Raw genomic sequence first — 20082 nt, forward strand, 5'->3', positions numbered from 1 at the left:
GCCATGCAGGAACTTGAACAGCGTCTCCAGCAACGCTTTCCCGATTGGTTCCATGGCCGTCGTGGCCAGCTGGCGCGGCCATTGCTGCGCAGCGTCGGGCGCTGGTCGCGGTTGGACCAGATCGAAGCTTTCCTGCAGCGCAGTGCAGGATTGCGCGGATTCGGCTTCGTCGCTGCCGGGCTGGAGTTCATCGATGGCCAGTACCAGGTGGACCCGGCCGCGCTGGCGAAGATCCCGGCCACCGGCCGCCTGCTGATTGTTGCCAATCATCCGTCCGGGGCGCTGGATGCGCTGGCGCTGCTGGACGCGGTCGGCCGCATCCGCCGCGATGTGCGGATCGTGGCCAACGACCTGCTGGGGGCCATCGCGCCGCTGCAGGACCTGCTGCTGCCGGTGCGCATCCTCGGCGGCAAGGCCCAGCGTGGCAGCCTGCACGCCGTGGAGGAGGCGCTGGCGGCCGAGCAGTGCGTGATCGTATTCCCGGCTGGCGAGGTCTCACGCCTCTCGCTGCGCGGCATCCGCGATGGCCGCTGGCAGCGGGGGTTCGTGCGCTTTGCCCGCGCCGCCGGTGCGCCGGTGCTGCCGGTGCGGGTGGAGGCGCGCAACTCGGCGCTGTTCTATGGCGCCTCGACCCTGTTCAAGCCGGCCGGTACCGCGCTGCTGGCGCGCGAGATGTTCACCCGCCGTGGCCGTCCGCTGCGCCTGTGCATCGGTGAGCCGATGCAGCTGGGCAAGGGCGGTGACCCGGGCGCGCAGCTGTTGGCCGTGCGCCGCGCGCTGTATGCGCTGGGCCGTAATGGGGCGGAGGGCGATGCCGCTGCTGTTGCAGGCCCGGAGCCGCTGGCGTCGCCGGTACCACCTTCGCAGGTTGCCGCCGGCATTGCCGCAGCCGCCCAGCTGGGCCAGACCGCTGACGGCAAGCAGATCCTGCTGGCGACCTGCAGCGCCGATTCACCGCTGCTGCTGGAACTGGGCCGCCTGCGCGAGCTGACCTTCCGCCAGGTAGGCGAGGGCACAGGGCGCAGCCGCGACCTGGACGATTACGATCCGCGGTACGAACACATCGTGATCTGGGACGCAGCCGCGCAGCGCATCGCCGGCGCCTACCGGATCATGCGCGGCGCCCAGGCACTGGCCCGGCACGGCCTGTCCGGGCTCTACAGCGCATCGTTGTTCCGCTATTCCGACGACGCCATCACCCACATCGCCGAAGGCCTCGAACTGGGCCGTAGCTTCGTGGTGCCCGATTACTGGGGCAGCCGCAGCCTGGACTACCTATGGCAGGGCATCGGCGCCTACCTGCAGTGCCGGCCGGGCATCCGCTACCTGTTCGGTGCGGTGTCGATCAGTGCGGCGCTGCCGCGCGATGCGCGCGAGCAGCTGGTGGCGTACTACCAGCGCTACTACAGTGGCACCGCCGGTCTGGCCGAGTCGAACCGGCCGTTCCAGTACTTCGCCGCGCCGCCGAGTTTCGGCGAACTGGATGCCGGTGCTGCGTTCGATGTACTGAAAGCCAACCTGGCTGCACTCGGCACCGGCGTGCCCACGCTGTACCGCCAGTACACCGATCTGTGCGAACCGGGGGGCGCACGCTTCCTCGCCTTCGGCGTGGATCCGGACTTCAGCGATTCGATCGATGGCCTGATCGAAGTGGACCTGTGCGCGATCCGGCCGAACAAGCGCAAACGCTACCTGCGCGACGCGGGGACGCCGGCATGAGCACGCTGGCGAACCTGTCGCCACACCGGCGCGCAGTGTTCGTCTCCGACGTGCACCTGGGGTCACGTCACTGCCATGCCACCGAACTGGCACGGTTTCTCTCGCAGCTGCGCTGTGAACGGCTGTATCTGGTCGGCGACATCATCGATCTGTGGTGGATGGCCCATCGCCGTGCCAACTGGCGGCAGTCGCACAGCGAAGTCATCCAGGCCCTGCACGCGCTGCGCCGTGCAGGCACCGAGATCATCTATATCCCCGGCAACCACGATGCCTCGCTGCGCCAGGTGTGCGGGCTGATGCTGCCGGCGATGCAGGTGCGCCGCCGCGCCATCCACGTGACCGCCGACGGCCGCCGGCTGCTGGTCGCGCATGGCGACGACTACGACGGCGTGACCCACTTCGGCGGCCTGCAGGAAAAGTTCGGCGACTGGCTGTACTACCGCATCCTTACCGGCAACCAGGCGCTGAATGCAGTGCGGCGCCGGCTGGGCATGCGCTACTGGTCGCTGTCGGAGTTCCTGAAAAAGCGCAGTGGTGCGGCCGAACGCTACATCGAGCGCTTCGTGCAGGCCGGGCTGGACGACGTGCGCCGGCGTGGCCTGGATGGCATCGTCTGTGGCCATATCCACCGCGCCGCGCTGGTCGAACGCGACGGCCTGGTCTATGCGAACGATGGTGACTGGGTGGAAAGCCTGACCGCGCTGGTCGAAGACCACGACGGCGCGCTGCGCCTGCTGGACCACAACGGGCAGACCCTGGTGGAGCTACCGGGCGCGCGCTTGTCACAGGCGGCGTAACCCGTTTCCGTAGAGTCGACTATCGCGCGTAGCGCGTGGTGTCCGCAGCCTGATGGAAGAGCAGTCGACTAACAGTCGACTCTACAGAAACGGTGTCCGGGAGTGAGACGGCACGCCCGTAAGCCGTTAGCATCGGCCCATGGATTCCCTGACCCAGATCGTACTTGGTGGCGCCGTCGCCGCTGCCATTGCTCCGCCCGGCCATCGCCGTGCGGCACTGCTGGCCGGTGCCGCGCTCGGCACTCTGCCGGACCTCGACGCGCTGTGGCTCGGCTTCACCGCCACCGACCCGGTAGCGAACATGGTCGAGCACCGCAGCTTCAGCCATTCGTTGCTGGTGCTGCCCTGGGTGGCGGCGCTGATCTGGTGGTTGTTCAAGCGCTTTGGAAATGGCCGGGTCGCGCAGTCACCGGTGCGCTGGTTCTGGGCGATCCAGCTGGCGCTGGTGACCCACCCGGTGCTGGATGCGTTCACTGTCTATGGCACCCAGTTGTGGTGGCCGCTGCGGCCACATCCAACCATGGGCTCCAGCGTCTTCATCATCGACCCTGCATACACGGTGTGGCTGCTGCTGGGCTGCGTAGTGGCCTGGTTCGGTCGTGCGCGCCCCTGGGTCGGCAAGGTGCTGGGCGTGTCACTGCTGGTCAGCAGCGCATACCTGGGCTGGGGTCTGGTGGCCAAGGCGCAGGTCGACCGCGTCGCGCAGCAGAGCCTGGCCGCAATGGGCCTGGCCGATGCGCCGCGCTTCTCGGTACCGATGCCGTTCAACACGCTTCTATGGCGGGTAGTGGCGATGACGCCCAATGGCTACGTGGTCGGAGACCGCTCGCTGGTCGCCGATCATGGGCCGATGCAGTTCGAAGGCCATCCCTCCAACGTGCAGGCACTGCGCGAGGCGCAGGCGATTCCGGCGGTGCAGCGACTGCAGTGGTTCAACCGCGGCTTCATGCGTGCGCAGGTCGTTGACGGGCGCCTGGTGCTGAGTGATCTGCGCATGGGCCTGGAACCGGATTACACCTTCAACTTCGCCGTGGCCGAACAGGTGGGCGGGCAGTGGCGGCCGATCGTGCCCGAACAGCTGCGCGTGGACTACAGCAGCCCGGCAGCACGCGCCGACGCCGGGCGCCGGCTGGCCGCGATGTGGCAACGCATCTGGCACGAGCCGGCAGCATCCGCGACTGGCGCTGCGCACCCGTAGATCCACGCCACGCGTGGATGGCGCGAACAACAGCCACGCAGGGCGTGGCTCTACTGCGGCTGGCGGTTGAGCTTGATCGAACGGTTCAGCACCTGGCGCGGCACGTTGGCGATGTCAAAGCCAACGAACGCCAGCAGGAACTGCAGCCCGGAGATCAGCGCGACCATGGCGATCATGATGGTACCCACCGGCGTGGCGACATCGGCCTGGGCCGACCGTACCCAGTGGTACAGCCCGAACAGCCCCCCGAAGGCGAGCAGGCTGCTGCCGGCGATCAGCTCCAGCGACGCGATGCTGAGGTCGCGCAGGAAATAGTTGTAGGCAATGCGCTTGAGCGTGTTGCGCAGGTGCTTGAAGGTGAACTCACCCAGGATGCGACCGATGCGCAGGTTGCTGGTTTCGTCGCCGTAGTGGGCATCCATTGCCACATCCTGCACGACCGCGCGCACGGTGTTCAGTCGGAACAGCATGTCGGTCTCGAAGAAATAGCGGTCGCTGACCGCCTCGAGTTTCAGGTGGCTGGCGACCTTGGCATGGATGGCGGTGTAGCCGTTGGTCGGATCGAACACCTGCCAGTACCCGGACGAAGCCTTGGTCATGAAGGACAGCAGCAGGTTGCCCAGGCGCCGCACCGGGGGCATGCGGCGGATGTGGGTCAGGTTCCAGAACCGGTTGCCCTTGGTGTAGTCGGCATGGCCGTCGGCGATCGGTGTGACGAAGTCCATCAGCAGCGCTGGGTCCATCTGCCCATCGCCATCGACCTTGACCAGAATGTCCATGCCATCGGCGATGGCCGCGCGGTACCCGGTCTTGATCGCGCCGCCGACGCCGAGGTTGTGCTGATGGAACAGCACGGTGATGCGCGGGTCGTTGGCTTCGGCCTGGATCAGGCGGCCGCTGCCGTCGGGGCACGCATCGTCCACGCAGTAGATCGCCGTTACCGCATCATCGATCGCCGCCAGCACGGACAGCACGTGGCGGGTCACTTTGTAGCAGGGGATGATCACGGCGATCCGAGCCGGCGTGGATGCGGATGGCGTAGTGGTGGTCATCGGATTCATGGGGCTGGGTGGGCCAGCAGGGGTTTTGCCGGCAGTTCCACCAGATCCCCCTGCAGCACCCGTGGTGCGTCGCCCTCAGGCGCTACGGTGATGTGGTGGTAGCGGTTGAAGGTGAAGTTGAACTGCTCGTCGGGCAGGGACGGGAAGTAGCGGCGGAAGTAATCCATCTGTGGCAGGTACAGCACATGGTTCACGGCGGGAATGCCAACACCCGGCAGGAGGGCCCCGAACCCACCGGGAGCCACCAGCGCGCCTTCGGTCGTGGTGGCTGAGCCGCGGGCTTGCAGGGAGTGCAGGACGGCAGTGCGGTCCATTGCGAAGATCGGGCCGGCCGGCTGCACGGGATTGAACAGGCCGTTGCCCAGCAGGTTGGCCAGCGCGGCCGTGGCCAGCACCAGGCTCGCGGCGTGAACCGACAACTGCGGGCGCCGCGCGGCGACGGCGAGTGCGGCCAGGCACAGGTAGGGAATGGCATCGGCAGCGCTGTGCAGGCGACTGAACTGGCCTTCACCGAACAGGAACTTGGCCAGGCTGCCGACCATCAGCAGCGCCGCCAGAAGCAGCAGGCGCCAGCGCTGCAGGCGCACGCCGCAGTGCACCAGGATCATCGCGCAGGCGATGTTGAGCAACAGGCCGAAGGCCAGCAGTGCGCGAGCGGGGGGCACCATCGACAGGGTGGTCAGTTTGCCAACCACGGCAGGCACAGGCAGGAAGATCCAGCAGGCGATGAATAGCAGGCCGGCGGCCAGGATCAGCAGGGAGCTGCGATGGCTTTTCGCCCATTCACGCAGCCGTGCGCCATCGGCCAGCACCAGCGTGAACAGCGGCAGCAGGCTGCCCAGCACCGCGATTTCGCAATCGTTGGATGCCTTGAACAACGGCAGTGGGGCGAACCGGTAGGTCATCAGGTTCGGGAAGAGGTGCGCGAGCAGGCTGGTCAGGCCGACACCGCCACCGGCGCTCTGGCGCTGGCCGGGGTACACCGTGTTGCGGACGATCGGGATGATGTCGTGGAAGTAGCCGACGAACACCGCCAGTGCGATCGCGCCTGCGATGGCGGCATCGACCAGACGTACAACGGTGATGGCATCGCGCCGTACCGCCAGCACCAGCACTGCCAGGGCCAGCACCGAGGAAATGATGAAAGGCGGGTAGGACACCGCGATCAGCCATGCCGCCAGTGCATAGGCGCAGGCCACGATGCGCAGCGCGCGATGGCCGATGCCCAGCCATGCCACCGCAGCCCAGGGTGCCAGCGCGAAGGCACCGGCATTACTGGTCCACCAGACCTGCACGAACGGCGCGAAGAACAGCGTGGTCGAAACCAGTACTGCGGCTAGTGCCGGCATCCGCAGTTGGCGCAGGAGCAGGGCCCATCCGCTCAGGAAGGCCATGGCCATGAACATGAAGAAGAACGAATAGGCGTTCGCTGCAGGCAGCATGAAGAACGCCCAGTGGTACGGCTTGAACAGCAGCCCCCAGTCCTGCAGCGGCAGCGCCTGGAAGGTGCGCAGTGACTCGTGGTATGCCGAGTGCGCATTGAACTGCCCGAAGTCGTTGTTGACCGCGATCTGGATGTACGGCGTGAACACCATCCATTCGTCGGTGCGGATGTAGCGGGCGGTACCGAGCAGCGGCTGCTGCGGGGTCAGGCCGAGGTACTCGTAGGCCAGCGAGTAGGAAGAAGGCGTCAGTGCGAGCGCGACATACAGGATGCACAGCAGCGTCATGATCCCGGCAAGCAGGCGAACCTGGCCAGGGCGAAGTCCGCCCGTCTGGCCCGGGTCCTGGGCAGGGAAAGGCGTTCGGCCGTTGTCGTTCATCATGCTCCCGCAGGTCAGGTCCATCCGCGCGCGACAGGCTCACGCACCGATGCTCTGCTGCCGCACGGGGAGAGGCCCCGGCACGCGCCGTTCCGAGGCCGGGACTGCGGGATTCTAGCCGGTTGCCGCCGGAGCCGCAGGCCACCCTGTGGCGACGGCCGGCCTCAATACACCGTCGCGCGGCCCTGCACGAACGAATAGAAGAACACCGCGTTCGGATCGTTCTGCACCAGCCGGAATTCACGGCGCATGCCTTCCACGGTTTCCTCGTCCACCGAGCCGGCCTGCAGCAACTGGTCTGCCGCCGACAGCAGCAGCTGTTCCCAGAACGCGATCATTGTCTTGCGACGCGCCGGTTCACGGTTGTCCAGGTGGATGGTCTTGATCTCGGTGTGCACGTCGCGGAAGCCACCGGCCAGCAGCAGGTTGCCCAGCTTGGCGCCGACGAACGGGTCGCCCCCATGGTCGTACTGGAAATCGTTGAAGGCCATCCAGTAGCGCCAGATATGCGGCGAATACGGGTCGAGCAGGAACGAGGCGTTCATCACCTCGGTGATGTAGACCGGCGACCCCGGGGCCAGCACACGACGCACTTCACTCAACACGCGTGCCGGTGACGGAACGTGTTCCAGCACCCAGCACAGGAACGCCGAATCGAAGCTGCGCGCCTCGAAGGGCAGTTCGCCGGCGTCAGCCTGTTGCAGGGTGTAGCGGTCGCTGCACCATGGTGTGCGCGACAGGTTCTCGCGTGCAGTCTCCAGCTGGGTCTCGCTCAGGTCCACGCCGGTCACGTGCAGTTCCGGGAAGCGGCGCAGCAGGATCTCGGTCTGCGCACCCACGCCGCTGCCGACTTCCAGCAGGCGTCGCGCGCCGCTGTAGTCGATCTGGCCGAAGATGCTCGATTCCAGCAGGCGCGCCTGGGTCATCAGGCGCTGCTGCTCGGTGCCGGAGAACCCGTGCAGGTAGGTCGGGGAGGAGATCGGCGGGGTCATGACGGCGGGCTCTTGTAGCGTCGAGCTGGCTCGACTGTTTGGAAACGCGGGGCTGGCGGCTCAGGCCGCCGAAGGCAGCGCCGGTTCCCCGGCGATCAGGCGGTCGAAGTACTCGGTGGTCAGTGCGATCTGGCTCTGCGGATCTTCGGCACGGTTGACCACTGCGCGGAAAGCGGCGTTCTCTGGCCGGTCCTTGGCATACCAGCCCAGGTGCTTGCGCGCGATGCGCACGCCCTGCGGCTCGCCATAGAACGCATGCAGTGCGTGCAGGTGGCCAAGCAGGATGTCGCGTACTTCCGCCAGTGACGGTGGTGGAAGTTCCTCGCCGGTGGCCAGGTAGTGCGCCACTTCGCGGAAGATCCACGGCCGGCCCTGCGCCGAGCGGCCGATCATCACCGCGTCCACGCCGGTTTCCTTCAGGACGCAGGCGGCCTTCTGCGGCGAATCGATATCGCCGTTGGCGATCACCGGAATGCGCAGCGCGGCCTTGATCTCGGCGATGGTGCCGTACTCGGCCTGGCCGGTGTAGTGCTGGTCGCGGGTGCGGCCATGCACCGCCAGCGCCGCGATGCCGCTGTCCTCGGCGATGCGCGCGATCAGCGGGCCATTGCGATGGTCGCAGTCCCAGCCGGTGCGGATCTTCAGCGTGACCGGCACGTCCACCGCGTTGACCACGGCTTCGAGGATGCGAGCCACCAGCTGCTCGTCGCGCATCAGCGCCGAACCCGCCCAGGCGTTGCACACCTTCTTGGCCGGGCAGCCCATGTTGATGTCGATGATCTGCGCGCCGTGGTCGACGTTGTAGCGCGCGGCCTCGGCCAGCTGCTGCGGTTCGGTGCCGGCGATCTGCACACTGACCGGTGCCGGCTCGCCGTCATGGTCCATGCGGTGGATCGACTTGCGCGTGTTCCAGAAGCGCGGGTCGCTGATGGTCATTTCCGAGGCGGCCAAACCCGCGCCCAGCCGTTTGCACAGCAGGCGGAAGGGCTTGTCGGTGACGCCGGCCATGGGCGCCAGCACGACGTTGGGGGCAATGGTGTACGGGCCGATCTGCATGCGCCCATTGTAGGGCGCGGGCGGCGGCACGGTTGTGTCGGCGGCCTCCGGGTTCAGGCCGATCGGCATCGACCTCATGCCGTACCGGCATCAGCAGATGCTTGATGGTTGCTTCCACCGCCCCCAAGGGCGGGTGATGGTGGGCTGCTTGGTGAAGGCCAATGCCGCCGGGCTGTGGATGTGGCGAGACGGGGTGGAGTCGACTGTCAGTCGACTATCGCGCGAAGCGCGGGGTTTCCGCGGCCTGGCCGGAAAGCAGTCGACTACCAGTCGACTCTACCCGGTCGCGCTGCCCCCGGCTGCCAGGCCCGGCGTTGCCCAGGCTTGGGAATGCCTCCAGCCTGGGGAGAATCGATTATCAGTCGACCAGGCTGCGATGGCACTGCCTGCGGTCGTCCCTGATGGCCCCGCGCTCAGCGCGGCGGATCGATCTGCAACCCGGCGCCGAGACGGTCCAATGCCACATCCACGCGCGGCAACAGCTGCCGGCCCTGTGGCCACAACAGGCGCAAGGGCAGGCCGCGGCAGTCCAGCGTTGGCAGGATCGAAACCAGGCTGCCGCGTGCCAGCGCGTCATCGACCAGCCAGGTGGCCAGCTGGGCGATGCCAAAGCCGGCCTCGACCGCCGCCACCTGCGCTTCGGCACTACCGACCACCAGGCGTGCGCGGGCCTGCAGCCATGCGCTGCGATTCCCGGCGTCAGCCACCTGCCACGACCCGATGCTGCCGTCGGCGCGGCCGAACATCACGCCGTCGTGGTCGGCCAGTTCGGAGGTCGAACGGGGCAGGCCGTGCCGTTCCAGATAGGCCGGCGACGCGCAGAAGCACAGGCGCTCGTAGCCGAGCAGGCGGCTGCCCAGGGTCGCTGGCAGCGGCTCGGGGCCACCGATGCGCACAGCCAGATCGATGCCGTCCTCGGCCAGGTCGATGAAGCGGTCGCCGAAGGTCACCTGCGGCCGCAGGTGCGGGAACGCATCGGCCAGCTGCAGCAGCAACGGCCAGACTTTGAGGCGCCCGAAGGTGGCCGGCGCATCCACGCGCAGACGCCCCACGGGCGCCCCGCCATGTGCGGCCAGCACTGATTCGGCATCAGCCAGTTCGGCCAGCACCCGCACGCAGGTGCGATGGAATCCTTCACCGGCTTCGGTCAGGCGCAATCGCCGGGTGCTGCGTTCGAACAATCTGGCTCCCAGCCGTGCCTCGAGCCGTGCGATGGTCTTGCCGACCGCCGAACTGGTTACATGCAGACGCTCGGCGGCAGCGGTGAAGCTGCCGGCGTCAGCGGTGGCGACGAAGGCCTCGATGCCACGCAGGCGTTCGGTGGGGAGCATGGGAAATTTTGTCTTGAATAGGTGGAAAACATAGCAGTAATCGGAACTGCGGGAATAAATAGTCTGGCGGCTCCAGTTCTGGTGCTCCTCCATGTCCTCCCCCGATTCTCCCGTGGTCGCTGGCCACGCCAATGTGCGCCGACAGCTTTCGGTCGCCCTGCTGGCGGTGTCCGCTTTCGTCATCGTTACCACCGAGTTCCTGATCGTCGGCCTGCTGCCGGCACTGGCCCACGACCTTGGCCTGGGCATTGCCCGTGCCGGGCAACTGGTCACCCTGTTCGCGTTCACCGTGATGCTGGCCGGGCCACCGTTGACCGCGCTGCTCGCGCACGTCGACCGACGCCGCCTGTTCGTGGCCATCCTGCTGCTGTTCGCCGGCTCCAACGCGCTGGCCGCGATGTCCACGCAGCCATGGCTGCTGGCGCTGGCACGGGTGCTGCCGGCGCTGGCGCTGCCGGTGTTCTGGGGCACGGCCAGCGAGACCGCTGCACTGCTGGCACCTGCGGAGCAGGGGGGGCGTGCGGTGGCACGGGTCTATCTGGGCATCACCGCCGCGATGCTGTTCGGCATTCCGGTGGGCACGTTGGCTGCCGATGCCATCGGTTGGCGCGGCAGCTTCTGGTTGCTGGCAGCGTTGTCACTGCTGATGGCCGCTGCACTGGCGTTGTGGATGCCCGATACCGTTGCCGGGCCACGGTGCGCGCTGCGCGAACAGGCACGCGTGCTGCGCCAGCCCTGGCTGCAGGGCAATGTGCTGTTGTCGGTGCTGGTGTTCACCGCCATGTTCGCTGCCTATACCTATCTGGCCGATGTACTGGAACGGCTGCTGTGGGTTCCTGCCGCACAGGTGGGGTGGTGGCTGATGGGCTTCGGTGCGGTTGGATTGATCGGCAACGCGTTGGGGGGCCGCTGGGTAGATCGCGCGCCACTGGGTGCGACCTTGGCGTTCTGTGGCGTATTGGCGCTGGGCATGCTGGGCAGCGTCGGGCTGGCCGGGCTGGCCGGGCAGGGAGCATTCGCGCTCATCGCGCTGGCGGTATGGGGCGTGGCCCACACCGCGCTGTTTCCGCTGTGCCAGGTGCGGGTGATGCGTGCAGCGCCGCAGGCACAGGCGCTGGCCGGAACCTTGAATGTCTCGGCGGCCAATGCAGGCATCGGCCTGGGGGCGCTGTTGGGAGGCGGCGCCATCGAACGCTTCGGCCTCGCTTCGCTGGGCGCTGTGGCCGCAGCCGTGGCGTTGCTGGCGATTGCCGCAGGCCTGTTGCTGCGACGGCTTGCCCGGTCTCGTGCATCCACGCATGGCGTGGATCTACCCCATTGAACATACCGCCGTGGTGCTTGCAGTAGATCCATGCCAAGCGTGGATGGAAGACCCACAAAAAAGCCCGGGCATCTGCATGCCCGGGCTTCTTCATCCACGCACGGCGTGGATTTACTTTGCTTCGGAATCGGCCGGGGTGAAGCGCGGCATTGCTGCAGCGGCGCCTTCCTTCTCGGTCGAACGGCCGGCGAACTGGTTGGCGAAGCGCACATGGCGGGCAAACGGGGCGTCGGCCACCTGCGCCAGCGACGCGGCCAGCGCACCGTTGAAGGCGTCACCGGCACCGGTGGTGTCGATGGCCTGCACCTGCTCGGCACCCACGCGGTAGTACGGCTGGGTATCGCCGCGCAGGTTCTCGTCGGCATGCGAGACGAACACGCCCACCGAACCCAGGGTCACCACCACCGTGCCGTTGCCGACCAGCTTGCGGCACAGCGCATGCAGGCTGGCGCCATCCAGCGCGGCGACGTCGTTGGCATCCACGCGCTCGCCGACATGGCGGCCGAGCAGGGCGGCGAACTCGGTCTCGTTCGGGGTGATCACATCGGCCAGCTTCAGCAGGCCGATGGTCGAGGGGGCATCGGCCGGTGCGGTGTTGAGCACCGTGGTGACGCCGGCCTCGCGGGCCGTGGCCAGCGCTGCTTCAATGGTCTGCACCGGCGATTCCAGCTGCACCAGCACCACCTTGGCGCCGGTCAGCAGCGCCTGCTGCTGCTGCAGGAAGTCGGTGCTGAGCGCGGCGTTGGCGCCCGGGCCGATCACGATGGTGTTGCGGCCGCGCGCGTCCACATAGATGCCGGCAGTGCCGGTCGGCTCGCTGCTGGCCTCGGCGATCAGGCCGAAGCCATCCTGCGCGGCCAGCTCGCGCGCGGTGGTGCCACCGGCGTCATCGCCCAGCGCGCACACGAAGTGCGTCTCGGCGCCGGCACGGCAGGCGGCCACGGCCTGGTTGAAGCCCTTGCCACCCGGGCCGGTGCTGTAGCGGCCGGCAATGGTCGCACCCGGTGCCGGCAGCGACTCGCACCGCCACACGTGATCGACATTGAAGGAACCGACGACAACGACACTGCTGCTCATAGGGAATCTTTTCTCAACCAAGGGTTCAACTGAAGTGCGTCAGCACGCCGGCGATGGTCGCCGTCATGAAGGTGGCAATGGTACCGCCCAGCACCGCGCGCAGGCCGAACTTGGCCAGGTCGTGGCGACGTTCCGGAGCCAGGCCACCGATGCCGCCGATCTGGATCGCGATCGAGCTGAAGTTGGCGAAGCCGCACAGCGCGTAGGTGGCGATCAGGCGACCTTCGTCGGACAGGGTCACGCCAGCCACCTGGCCGTTCACGATCTGCGACAGCTCGGTGTAGGCCACGAACTCGTTGATCACGACCTTCTGGCCGATCAGCGAACCGACGGTGGTGGCATCGGCCCACGGGGTGCCGATCACCCAGGCGATCGGGGCCAGCACGTAACCGAAGATGGTCGACAGGTTGGTCGGCTTGCCGATCATCGCCGCCAGGCCGGTGACATCGCCGATCCAGGTCAGCGGGGCGTTCAGCAGCGCGATCAGGGCGATGAAGGCCAGCAGCATCGCGCCGATGTTCAGCGCCAGCTTCAGGCCGTCACCGGCACCGGCGGCGGCCGCGTCGATGATGTTGCTGGAGGTCTTCTCCACTTCCATCTTCACCGTGCCGCGGGTCAGCGGGGTGCCGGTTTCCGGAATCAGCAGCTTGGCCACGACCAGGGTGGCCGGCGCGGCCATGATGCTGGCTGCCAGCAGGTGCTTGGCGTAGAACGCCTGCTGCACCGGGTCGCCGCCGCCGAGCATGCCCACGTAGGCCGCCAGCACGCCGCCGGCGATGTGCGCCATGCCGCCGATCATCATGGTCAGCAGCTCGGACTGGGTCATCTTGGCGATGTACGGGCGCACCGTCAGCGGCGCCTCGGTCTGGCCGATGAAGACGCTGGCGCAGACACTGGTGGTTTCCGCACCGGACACACGCATCACCTTGGTGATCGCCCACGCCATCACGCGCACGATCGCCTGCATGATGTTCAGGTGGTACATCACGCCCATCAGCGCCGAGAAGAAGATGATGGTCGGCAGCACCTGGAAGGCGAAGATGAAGCCGTAGTTCTTGGTGTCCATCAACGAGCCGAAGATGAAACCGGAACCCTCGTTGACGAAGCTCAGCACCTTGACGAAGCCGTGGCCCAGCGCATCGAACACGTCGCGCCCGCCCGGCACCAGGATCACCAGCGCCGCGAAGGCGATCTGCAGGGTGATACCGGTGGCAACCAGCTTCCAGTCAACCGCGCGCTTGTTATTGGAAAACAACCAGGTGATGCCGATCAGCACCGCCAACCCGAACAGGCCGAAGCCGATCCTGCCCAAACCTTCGACCATGTGAGTGACTCCCCTGGGGCGTCGCGAAAAACGGGAAGCCTAGTGCAGGGCCGGGGCCGGGGCAAGGAAAAGCAGCGTGCGCGCACCCATCGGTACCGATCAGGCCAGCAACGGCAAGGGCTTGCGGCCGGCGGCGACAGGTAGAATGGGGATCGATCCCGGCCCGGATGCGGGCCCGCAGCAGGAGATTCGCATGCAATACCGTCGCCTGGGCTCCACCGGCCTGCCGGTTTCCGCCCTTTCCTTCGGCGCCTGGGTGACCTTCGGTGACCAGATCCCGCGCGATGAGGCCCGCAACCTGGTGGCCGCCGCCTGGGATCATGGCGTCAACTTCTTCGACAACGCCGAGGGCTACGCCAACGGCCGCGCCGAACAGGTGATGGGCGATGTGATCAGTGACCTGCGCCTGCCGCGCGACGGCTTCTGCGTGTCCAGCAAGGTGTTCTTCGGTAGCGCCAAGGACCCGCGGCCGACCCAGCGCGGCCTGTCGCGCAAGCATGTGACCGATGCCTGCCATGCCGCGCTCAAGCGCCTGCGGGTGGATTACCTGGACCTTTACTACTGCCACCGCCCGGATCCGGACGCGCCGATCGCCGAGACCGTGCACGCCATGGATACCCTGGTGCGGCAGGGCAAGATCCTCTACTGGGGCACTTCGGAGTGGTCGGCGATACAGATCCAGCAGGCGCTGGATTTCGCCGAAGGGCACAACCTGCAGGGCCCGTCGATGGAGCAGCCGCAGTACAACCTGCTGCACCGCGAGCGGGTGGAGGTCGAGTACGCACCGCTGTACGCCCGCGCTGGGCTGGGCACCACCATCTTCTCGCCGCTGGCCTCGGGCCTGCTGACCGGCAAGTACGATCAGGGCATTCCGGCCGATGCGCGGCTGGGCCGGGAAGGCATGGAATGGCTGCAGGACCTGGTGCTGGGCACCGACGCCGAGGCCCGCCTGGGCCAGGTGCGCCGCTTCAGCGAAGTCGCACGCGCGCTGGGCCAGGCCCCGGCCACGCTGGCCATCGCCTGGTGCCTGCGCAACCCGAATGTCTCCAGCGTGATCCTCGGCGCCAGCCGGGTCAGCCAGCTGCTGCAGAACCTGCAGGCGCTGGAGGTGCTGGAACAGGTCGATGCGGCCGGCTGGGCCGAGGTCGAAGCCGTCTTCGGCTGAACCCCGGGGCCGACCGGGCCTGGGGGGCTCGGTCGGGCCGGCTCGGGCGAGGGGTCGGGATCGGGATTGGGATCGGGATCGGGATCGGGATCGGGGTCGGGGTCCGGCTCGGTAGAGTCGACTGTTAGTCGACTGCTTCGAATAGTCGACTGCTTCGAATAACCGATTGCTTCGAGCAACAGCAGTCGACTGACAGCCGACTCTACAAATCTGAGCCGTCGTTCAATTGACAAAATCTATCGAATTTGCGAATTCGATCATTAATCTCATCAATCAAATTGAGAATGGTTGTTGATTGTCAACTGAGAATCATTATCATTTAACTCGTCCCTCGCACGAGTCCAGATGCTCATGAATGCTCAACCTGTACTGCTGCGCCCCGAAACGCTGACCCTCCGCGATCGTCCGGTCCGCGTCGTTCCGCCGGAAGAGGTCATCGACAGCGAAGCCCTGCTCAAGGGCCGTCGTGAAATCCTGATCCAGCACGGCGACCGCTTCTATCGCCTGCGGCACACCAGCAACGACAAGCTGATCCTGACCAAGTAATCGCGGTCTGGTCGCCCGCCTCCCTCCCTCCTGCCGGCTGCGCCGACAGGGTGGGCGACCCGTCCGCTCCCGCTCTCTCCCCCTCGGTCTACCGCGTGCACCTTCCGGGTGTGCCGGTAACCGGGGGTTCCCCTGCCTGACCGAACGAACCCGATGACCCGCCATACCGCCCTTTGCCTTGCTGTCTGGATGGCGCTGCCGCTGTCCGCCCACGCTGCCAGCGCCGCGCCCGATGCGCGCGAATTCGATCGCGTGCAGGTCACCGCCACGCGCACCGAACGCGCGGTCAGCGACGTCGCCGCTACGGTCGACGTGATCGACCGCGAGCAGATGGACCGGCACCTGGTGCAGGACATCAAGGATCTGCTGCGCTACGAGCCGGGCCTGTCGGTCAGCCGCAGCGCCGCGCGCTTCGGCCTGGGCAGCATCCGTATCCGTGGCCTGGACGGCAACCGCGTGCGGGTGCAGACCGATGGCATCGCGATGCCGACCAGCTTCAACATTGGTTCGTTCTCCAACGCCAACCGCAACTTCACCGATCTGGACACGCTCAAGCGCGTGGAGATCGTGCGCGGCCCGGCCAGCTCGCTGTACGGTTCCGATGCGCTGGGCGGCGTGGTCGCCTTCGTCACCAAGGATCCAGCCGATTACCTGAAGGATGGCAAGGACAGCTACGTCGGCCTGAAGTTCGGCTACGACGGTGAATGGAAGGGCCTGCTCGGCGGTGTCACCACCGCGTTCGGCGGCGAACACTGGAGCGGCATGGTCAACATCAACCATCGCCAGGGCCAGGAAACCGACAACAAGGGTGACGTGCGCAGCAACGACAACACCCGCACCGCCGCCAACCCGCAGGACCGCGACGGTCGCAGCGGCCTGGCCAAGCTGGTCTATGCGCCGAGCGAGGACCAGCGCTTCCGCCTGACCGTGGAAGGCAACGAAGACAAGACCGAGACCAACGTGCTGTCTTCGGTTGATCGCACCACCACCACCGGCATGAAGGCGCGCGACAAGCAGAACCGCACCCGCGTGTCCTTCGCGCATGAAATGGATGCGCTGGACAAGGCCTTCGCCGACAGCCTGCACTGGCAGGTCTACACCCAGCACAGCGAGACCACCCAGGTCACCGACGAGGACCGCGCCAACCGCAGCCGTCGCCACCGCGAGTTCAATTTCGACCAGCGCGTCTACGGCCTGCAGGCGCAGTTCAACAAGGCCTTCAGCACCGGCAGCGTCGAGCACGCGCTGACCTATGGCTTCGAGGGTGCACGCACCGAGATCCGCCAGAAGCGCGATGGTTTCCAGGTACTGGCCAACGGCCAGACCAGCACCACCATCCTGCCCGATGCGTTCCCGGTACGCGATTTCCCGATCAGCAAGACCACCGAGCTGGGCCTGTATGCGCAGGATGAGATGCGCATGGCTGGCGGCAAGCTGTCGCTGGTGCCGGGCGTGCGCGTGGACCGCTACGAGCTGAAGCCGGAAGTGGACAACATCTTCGCCGAGGACAATCCCGGCGTGCCGGTGGCCAAGCTGACCAAGACCAGCGTCTCGCCCAAGCTCGGCATGGTGTATCGCTTCACCGACGAATGGTCGCTGTTTGCCGGTTACTCGCACGGCTTCCGCTCGCCGCCGTACAACGACGTCAATCTCGGCTTCACCAACTTCGCCTTCGGCTACACCGCCATTCCCAATCCGGACCTGAAGCCGGAAACCAGTGATGGCATGGAACTGGGCCTGCGCTTCCTGTCGCCGGCTGCCTACGTCAGCGTCAGCGGCTACTACAACGAGTACAAGGACTTCATCGAGTCGCAGTCGCTGGTCGGCACCAATGCGCAGGGCCTGATGGTGTTCCAGTCGCGCAACATCGCCGACGCCCGCATCTACGGTGCCGAACTGAAGGCCGGCGTCGACTTCGGCCAGATCAGCCCGACCCTGCAGGGCTGGGCGCTGCGCAGTTCCGTGGCCTGGTCGCGCGGCGACAACAAGACCGAGGACACGCCGCTGGATTCGGTCGATCCGCTGCGTGGCACCGTCGGCCTGATGTACGACACCGATACCTGGGGTGTTGAGCTGGCCGGCACCTTCGTCAAGCGCAAGGACCGCGTCGCCTCGGCCACGGTGTACCGCCCGGCCGGCTACGGTGTGGCCGACCTGATGGCGCACTGGAACTTCGCCCCGGGCGCCACCTTCAACGTAGGCGTGTTCAACCTTGGCGACAAGCGCTACATCGATTGGTCCAACGTCGGGTCGACGCTGTCGCCGACCAGCCGCGTGCTGGATCGCTACACCAGCCCGGGCCGTACCTTCTCCGCCAGCCTTGCCGTTTCCTGGTGACCTCATGAGCCGAGCATTGTCCGCACGCAGGAATGACTCCATCGCCGCGCCACACCGCGCGGCATGGCCGACCCCGGCACAGCTGGCCACGCTTGGCACCGTGTTGTGTCTCTACCACGCCGACGGCAACGAGCTTGGCGGCTGGCGCCAGGCGGTGCGCGTGCATGCCTGCCAGGGCGTGGACAGCGAGGGCCTGCGCGAAAGCCTGTGCTTCCTTGACGGCCGTGGCCGCTGCGTGTGGCGCCTGTACCTGCTGCCGGACAGCGATTTCCTGGCCTGGGACCGGTTGGTGGCCGCGCTGCCCCCGGGCCCGCAGCACGACAGCGACGGCAGTGTCGGTGAACGCCTGTGGCGGCGCCTGGCCGGTCATCTCGGCGGCCAGCGCTGGCGCCTGTGCGCGCTGCGCCTGCATGCCGCCGATGATGGCCGCACCCTGGCGGCCAGCCTGTCGACGCTGTCGTCGCTGGGCGCGGCCACCGCACGCCGCATCGCCCGCCTGGAAGGCGCCGAGGGCGAGCTTGCCATCGACGACTGCTGCTGTGCCGATGCCGCGCGCCGGCCGGCACCACGGATTCCCGGCGACCTGCCGCTGATCCGCCTCTGATCTGTTTCTGATGGAACGCCCGACGGCCATGGATGGCCTCTCAACGAACCTGCAACCCCCGAAGGAAGACCCCGATGAAATTCCAGACAGCCAGCGTCCTGCTGTTGCTCGCCGCCAGCGGCGTGGCCAGCGCGCAGCCCTCCGACATCGCCCGCGACCACGACAGCATCCTGGCCATGCAGGGCGAGTACACCGTGGATTTCGCCTTCGACGAAACCGTGCTGCTGAAGCCGGGCTACGAGCGCGCGCCGGCGATGCGCAGCGGCGGCAATGAAATGGTCATCGTGGTCGAGGACACCCCGAAGCGCATCGTGCTGCAACACCTGCTGCTGGACGAGAAGAGCGGCCACATCACCAAGCACTGGCGCCAGGACTGGGTCTACGAGGCCCCGAACCGTTTCGAGTTCAGTGCCGACCAGACCTGGCGGGTACGCAACATCCCGGCGGCGGAGAACCAGGGCGCCTGGACCCAGTGCGTGTATGAAGTGAGCGATGCACCACGCTACTGCGGCACCGGCAAATGGACCTACACCAACAACGTGCCGAGCTGGACCAGCGACCTGAGCTGGCGCCCGCTGCCGCGCCGTGAGTACACCAAGCGCAGCGACTACAACGCGCTGGCCGTGATCAACCGCCATACGCTGACCCCGAACGGCTGGACCCACGAGCAGTTCAACACCAAGGTGCAGCGCAACGCCGACGGCACCCAGGTGGAGATCGCCCGCGAGTTCGGCTTCAACGACTACGTGAAGACCACCGAGATCGACTTCACCCCGGCGCGCGACTACTGGAAGGCCACCGCCGGCTACTGGGCCAAGGTCCGCCAGCGCTGGGACGGTTTCCTGACCCAGGCCCCGGGCGTGCACCTGAAGACCAAGATCGACGGCATGGCGATGATCATTCCGCTGTTCACCCAGGCCGAAGAGATCCAGTCCGGCAAGAAGGTGAAGGACAAGCAGATCGACGAAGTGTTCGCCAAGTACGTGGAAAAGGCGCCGAAGGAAGGTTGATCGGCGCCGCGGTCCTGGTGGGTGCCGGGTTTGTCCGGCACCGCATCCACGCATGGCGTGGATCTACCGGACAGCAGTAGATCCACGCCATGCGTGGATGCCAGGTTCAGGGCGCCTTCCCACCCAAGGTGGTCAGGTCCAGACCCGCGTCCTGGAAGGCACGCAGGGTGGCCTGCAGGCTCGCCTCGTCATCGCGGGTACGGACGCCCATGACAGCTTCGTGGCAACGCACCCGATCCGTGCTGCAGGCGCTTCGGTCCGGCAGCAGCAGCGCGGTCTGCGCCACCAGGATCGCCATGTGCGCCACTTCCTTCCTTGGCTTCGGTTGGCCCTGGTAGAACCGATTGAATTCCGCACGCAGGTCGGCCACCACGTCAGCATCGCTGCGCGTGCGTGACACGCCGGCCGGAACCAGATAGGACTGATGGCCCTCGTGGAAGGCGCGCGCCTCGTCGGCCAGCATCGTTTCCAGTACGAAGGCCTGTACCGGATCCGGGACATGGCCCGCCGCAGTGCGGGCGCATGCGGGTAGCAGCGCGGCGAGCAGCGGGACGCCGACGAAAACGACGCGCAAACAGAATCCATGTTTCATTTCTACTCCTTGAACATCAGAAACGCCGCCGCCACGATCAACCCGAACGCCGCGTAGTGGTTCCACTGATGTTGCTGCCGAGCAGAAGCAACACCGGGTACAAGCAGGCGGCGAACGACGTGCCGGGCA

Annotated in this window: 17 protein-coding genes; 9 read left to right on the plus strand and 8 right to left on the minus strand. The window is 66.8% G+C overall.

Features of this window, described 5'->3' with window-relative positions; translation table 11 throughout:
• The first annotated feature begins 3 nt into the window (after window positions 1–3).
• The 3 genes from olsF to AC5P88_RS01655 all read left to right on the plus strand — a co-directional run bounded on the left by olsF (window position 4) and on the right by AC5P88_RS01655 (window position 3714).
• Window positions 4–1719 (plus strand): bifunctional ornithine lipid synthase OlsF, encoded by a 1716-nt coding sequence (olsF, locus tag AC5P88_RS01645; protein ID WP_495224106.1) that lies wholly within the window; start codon window positions 4–6, stop codon window positions 1717–1719.
• On the plus strand, window positions 1716–2516 hold the full coding sequence (locus AC5P88_RS01650) for a UDP-2,3-diacylglucosamine diphosphatase (protein WP_111110983.1): 801 nt from the start codon (window positions 1716–1718) through the stop codon (window positions 2514–2516). Before olsF ends, AC5P88_RS01650 begins: the two co-directional genes overlap by 4 nt.
• 139 nt (window positions 2517–2655) lie before the next feature.
• On the plus strand, window positions 2656–3714 hold the full coding sequence (locus tag AC5P88_RS01655) for a metal-dependent hydrolase (RefSeq protein WP_495224107.1): 1059 nt from the start codon (window positions 2656–2658) through the stop codon (window positions 3712–3714).
• 50 nt (window positions 3715–3764) lie between these two features.
• On the opposite strand, the gene AC5P88_RS01660 is transcribed toward AC5P88_RS01655, so the two are convergent.
• The 5 genes from AC5P88_RS01660 to AC5P88_RS01680 form a co-directional block, all read right to left on the minus strand.
• Entirely contained in the window at window positions 3765–4775 is a 1011-nt protein-coding gene (locus AC5P88_RS01660) for a glycosyltransferase family 2 protein (RefSeq protein ID WP_495224108.1), read from the minus strand.
• On the minus strand, window positions 4772–6505 hold the full coding sequence (locus tag AC5P88_RS01665; RefSeq protein WP_495224109.1) for a DUF7657 domain-containing protein: 1734 nt from the start codon (window positions 6503–6505) through the stop codon (window positions 4772–4774). Before AC5P88_RS01665 ends, AC5P88_RS01660 begins: the two co-directional genes overlap by 4 nt.
• Before the next feature lie 257 nt (window positions 6506–6762).
• On the minus strand, window positions 6763–7590 hold the full coding sequence (locus AC5P88_RS01670; RefSeq protein ID WP_049428873.1) for a class I SAM-dependent methyltransferase: 828 nt from the start codon (window positions 7588–7590) through the stop codon (window positions 6763–6765).
• A gap of 60 nt (window positions 7591–7650) precedes the next feature.
• Window positions 7651–8646 (minus strand): tRNA dihydrouridine synthase DusB, encoded by a 996-nt coding sequence (gene dusB / locus AC5P88_RS01675; RefSeq protein ID WP_111111071.1) that lies wholly within the window; start codon window positions 8644–8646, stop codon window positions 7651–7653.
• Window positions 8647–9059: 413 nt separating this feature from the next.
• Window positions 9060–9977: a LysR family transcriptional regulator gene (locus AC5P88_RS01680; protein WP_495224110.1), complete on the minus strand. Its 918-nt coding sequence runs from the start codon at window positions 9975–9977 to the stop codon at window positions 9060–9062.
• 91 nt (window positions 9978–10068) lie between these two features.
• Between AC5P88_RS01680 and AC5P88_RS01685 the strand changes: the two genes are divergently transcribed.
• The gene (locus tag AC5P88_RS01685) at window positions 10069–11298 is read left to right on the plus strand and encodes an MFS transporter (RefSeq protein WP_495224111.1); all 1230 of its coding nucleotides are present in this window, start codon (window positions 10069–10071) and stop codon (window positions 11296–11298) included.
• 111 nt (window positions 11299–11409) lie between these two features.
• On the opposite strand, the gene AC5P88_RS01690 is transcribed toward AC5P88_RS01685, so the two are convergent.
• Complete coding sequence (locus tag AC5P88_RS01690) at window positions 11410–12375, minus strand: ribokinase (protein ID WP_106550137.1); 966 nt, start codon at window positions 12373–12375, stop codon at window positions 11410–11412.
• Between the two features lie 25 nt (window positions 12376–12400).
• Window positions 12401–13699: a NupC/NupG family nucleoside CNT transporter gene (locus AC5P88_RS01695; protein ID WP_106550136.1), complete on the minus strand. Its 1299-nt coding sequence runs from the start codon at window positions 13697–13699 to the stop codon at window positions 12401–12403.
• Window positions 13700–13892: 193 nt separating this feature from the next.
• On the opposite strand from AC5P88_RS01695, the gene AC5P88_RS01700 reads away from it, so the two are divergent.
• From AC5P88_RS01700 to AC5P88_RS01720, 5 genes are all read left to right on the plus strand, one after another.
• Window positions 13893–14864, plus strand: a complete 972-nt coding sequence (locus AC5P88_RS01700) for an aldo/keto reductase (protein WP_106550144.1) — start codon at window positions 13893–13895, stop codon at window positions 14862–14864.
• A 351-nt stretch (window positions 14865–15215) separates the two neighbouring features.
• Window positions 15216–15410, plus strand: a complete 195-nt coding sequence (hemP, locus tag AC5P88_RS01705) for a hemin uptake protein HemP (protein ID WP_005412278.1) — start codon at window positions 15216–15218, stop codon at window positions 15408–15410.
• 153 nt (window positions 15411–15563) lie between these two features.
• Window positions 15564–17747 (plus strand): TonB-dependent hemoglobin/transferrin/lactoferrin family receptor, encoded by a 2184-nt coding sequence (locus AC5P88_RS01710; protein WP_495224114.1) that lies wholly within the window; start codon window positions 15564–15566, stop codon window positions 17745–17747.
• A gap of 4 nt (window positions 17748–17751) precedes the next feature.
• Complete coding sequence (locus AC5P88_RS01715) at window positions 17752–18351, plus strand: ChuX/HutX family heme-like substrate-binding protein (protein WP_106550134.1); 600 nt, start codon at window positions 17752–17754, stop codon at window positions 18349–18351.
• Between the two features lie 74 nt (window positions 18352–18425).
• The gene (locus AC5P88_RS01720; protein WP_495224115.1) at window positions 18426–19361 is read left to right on the plus strand and encodes a DUF6607 family protein; all 936 of its coding nucleotides are present in this window, start codon (window positions 18426–18428) and stop codon (window positions 19359–19361) included.
• A gap of 106 nt (window positions 19362–19467) precedes the next feature.
• On the opposite strand, the gene AC5P88_RS01725 is transcribed toward AC5P88_RS01720, so the two are convergent.
• The gene (locus AC5P88_RS01725) at window positions 19468–19953 is read right to left on the minus strand and encodes a hypothetical protein (protein ID WP_495224116.1); all 486 of its coding nucleotides are present in this window, start codon (window positions 19951–19953) and stop codon (window positions 19468–19470) included.
• Window positions 19954–20082 lie beyond the last annotated feature (129 nt).

The sequence above is a fragment of the Stenotrophomonas sp. YJH_SMC_8 genome (assembly GCF_059371315.1).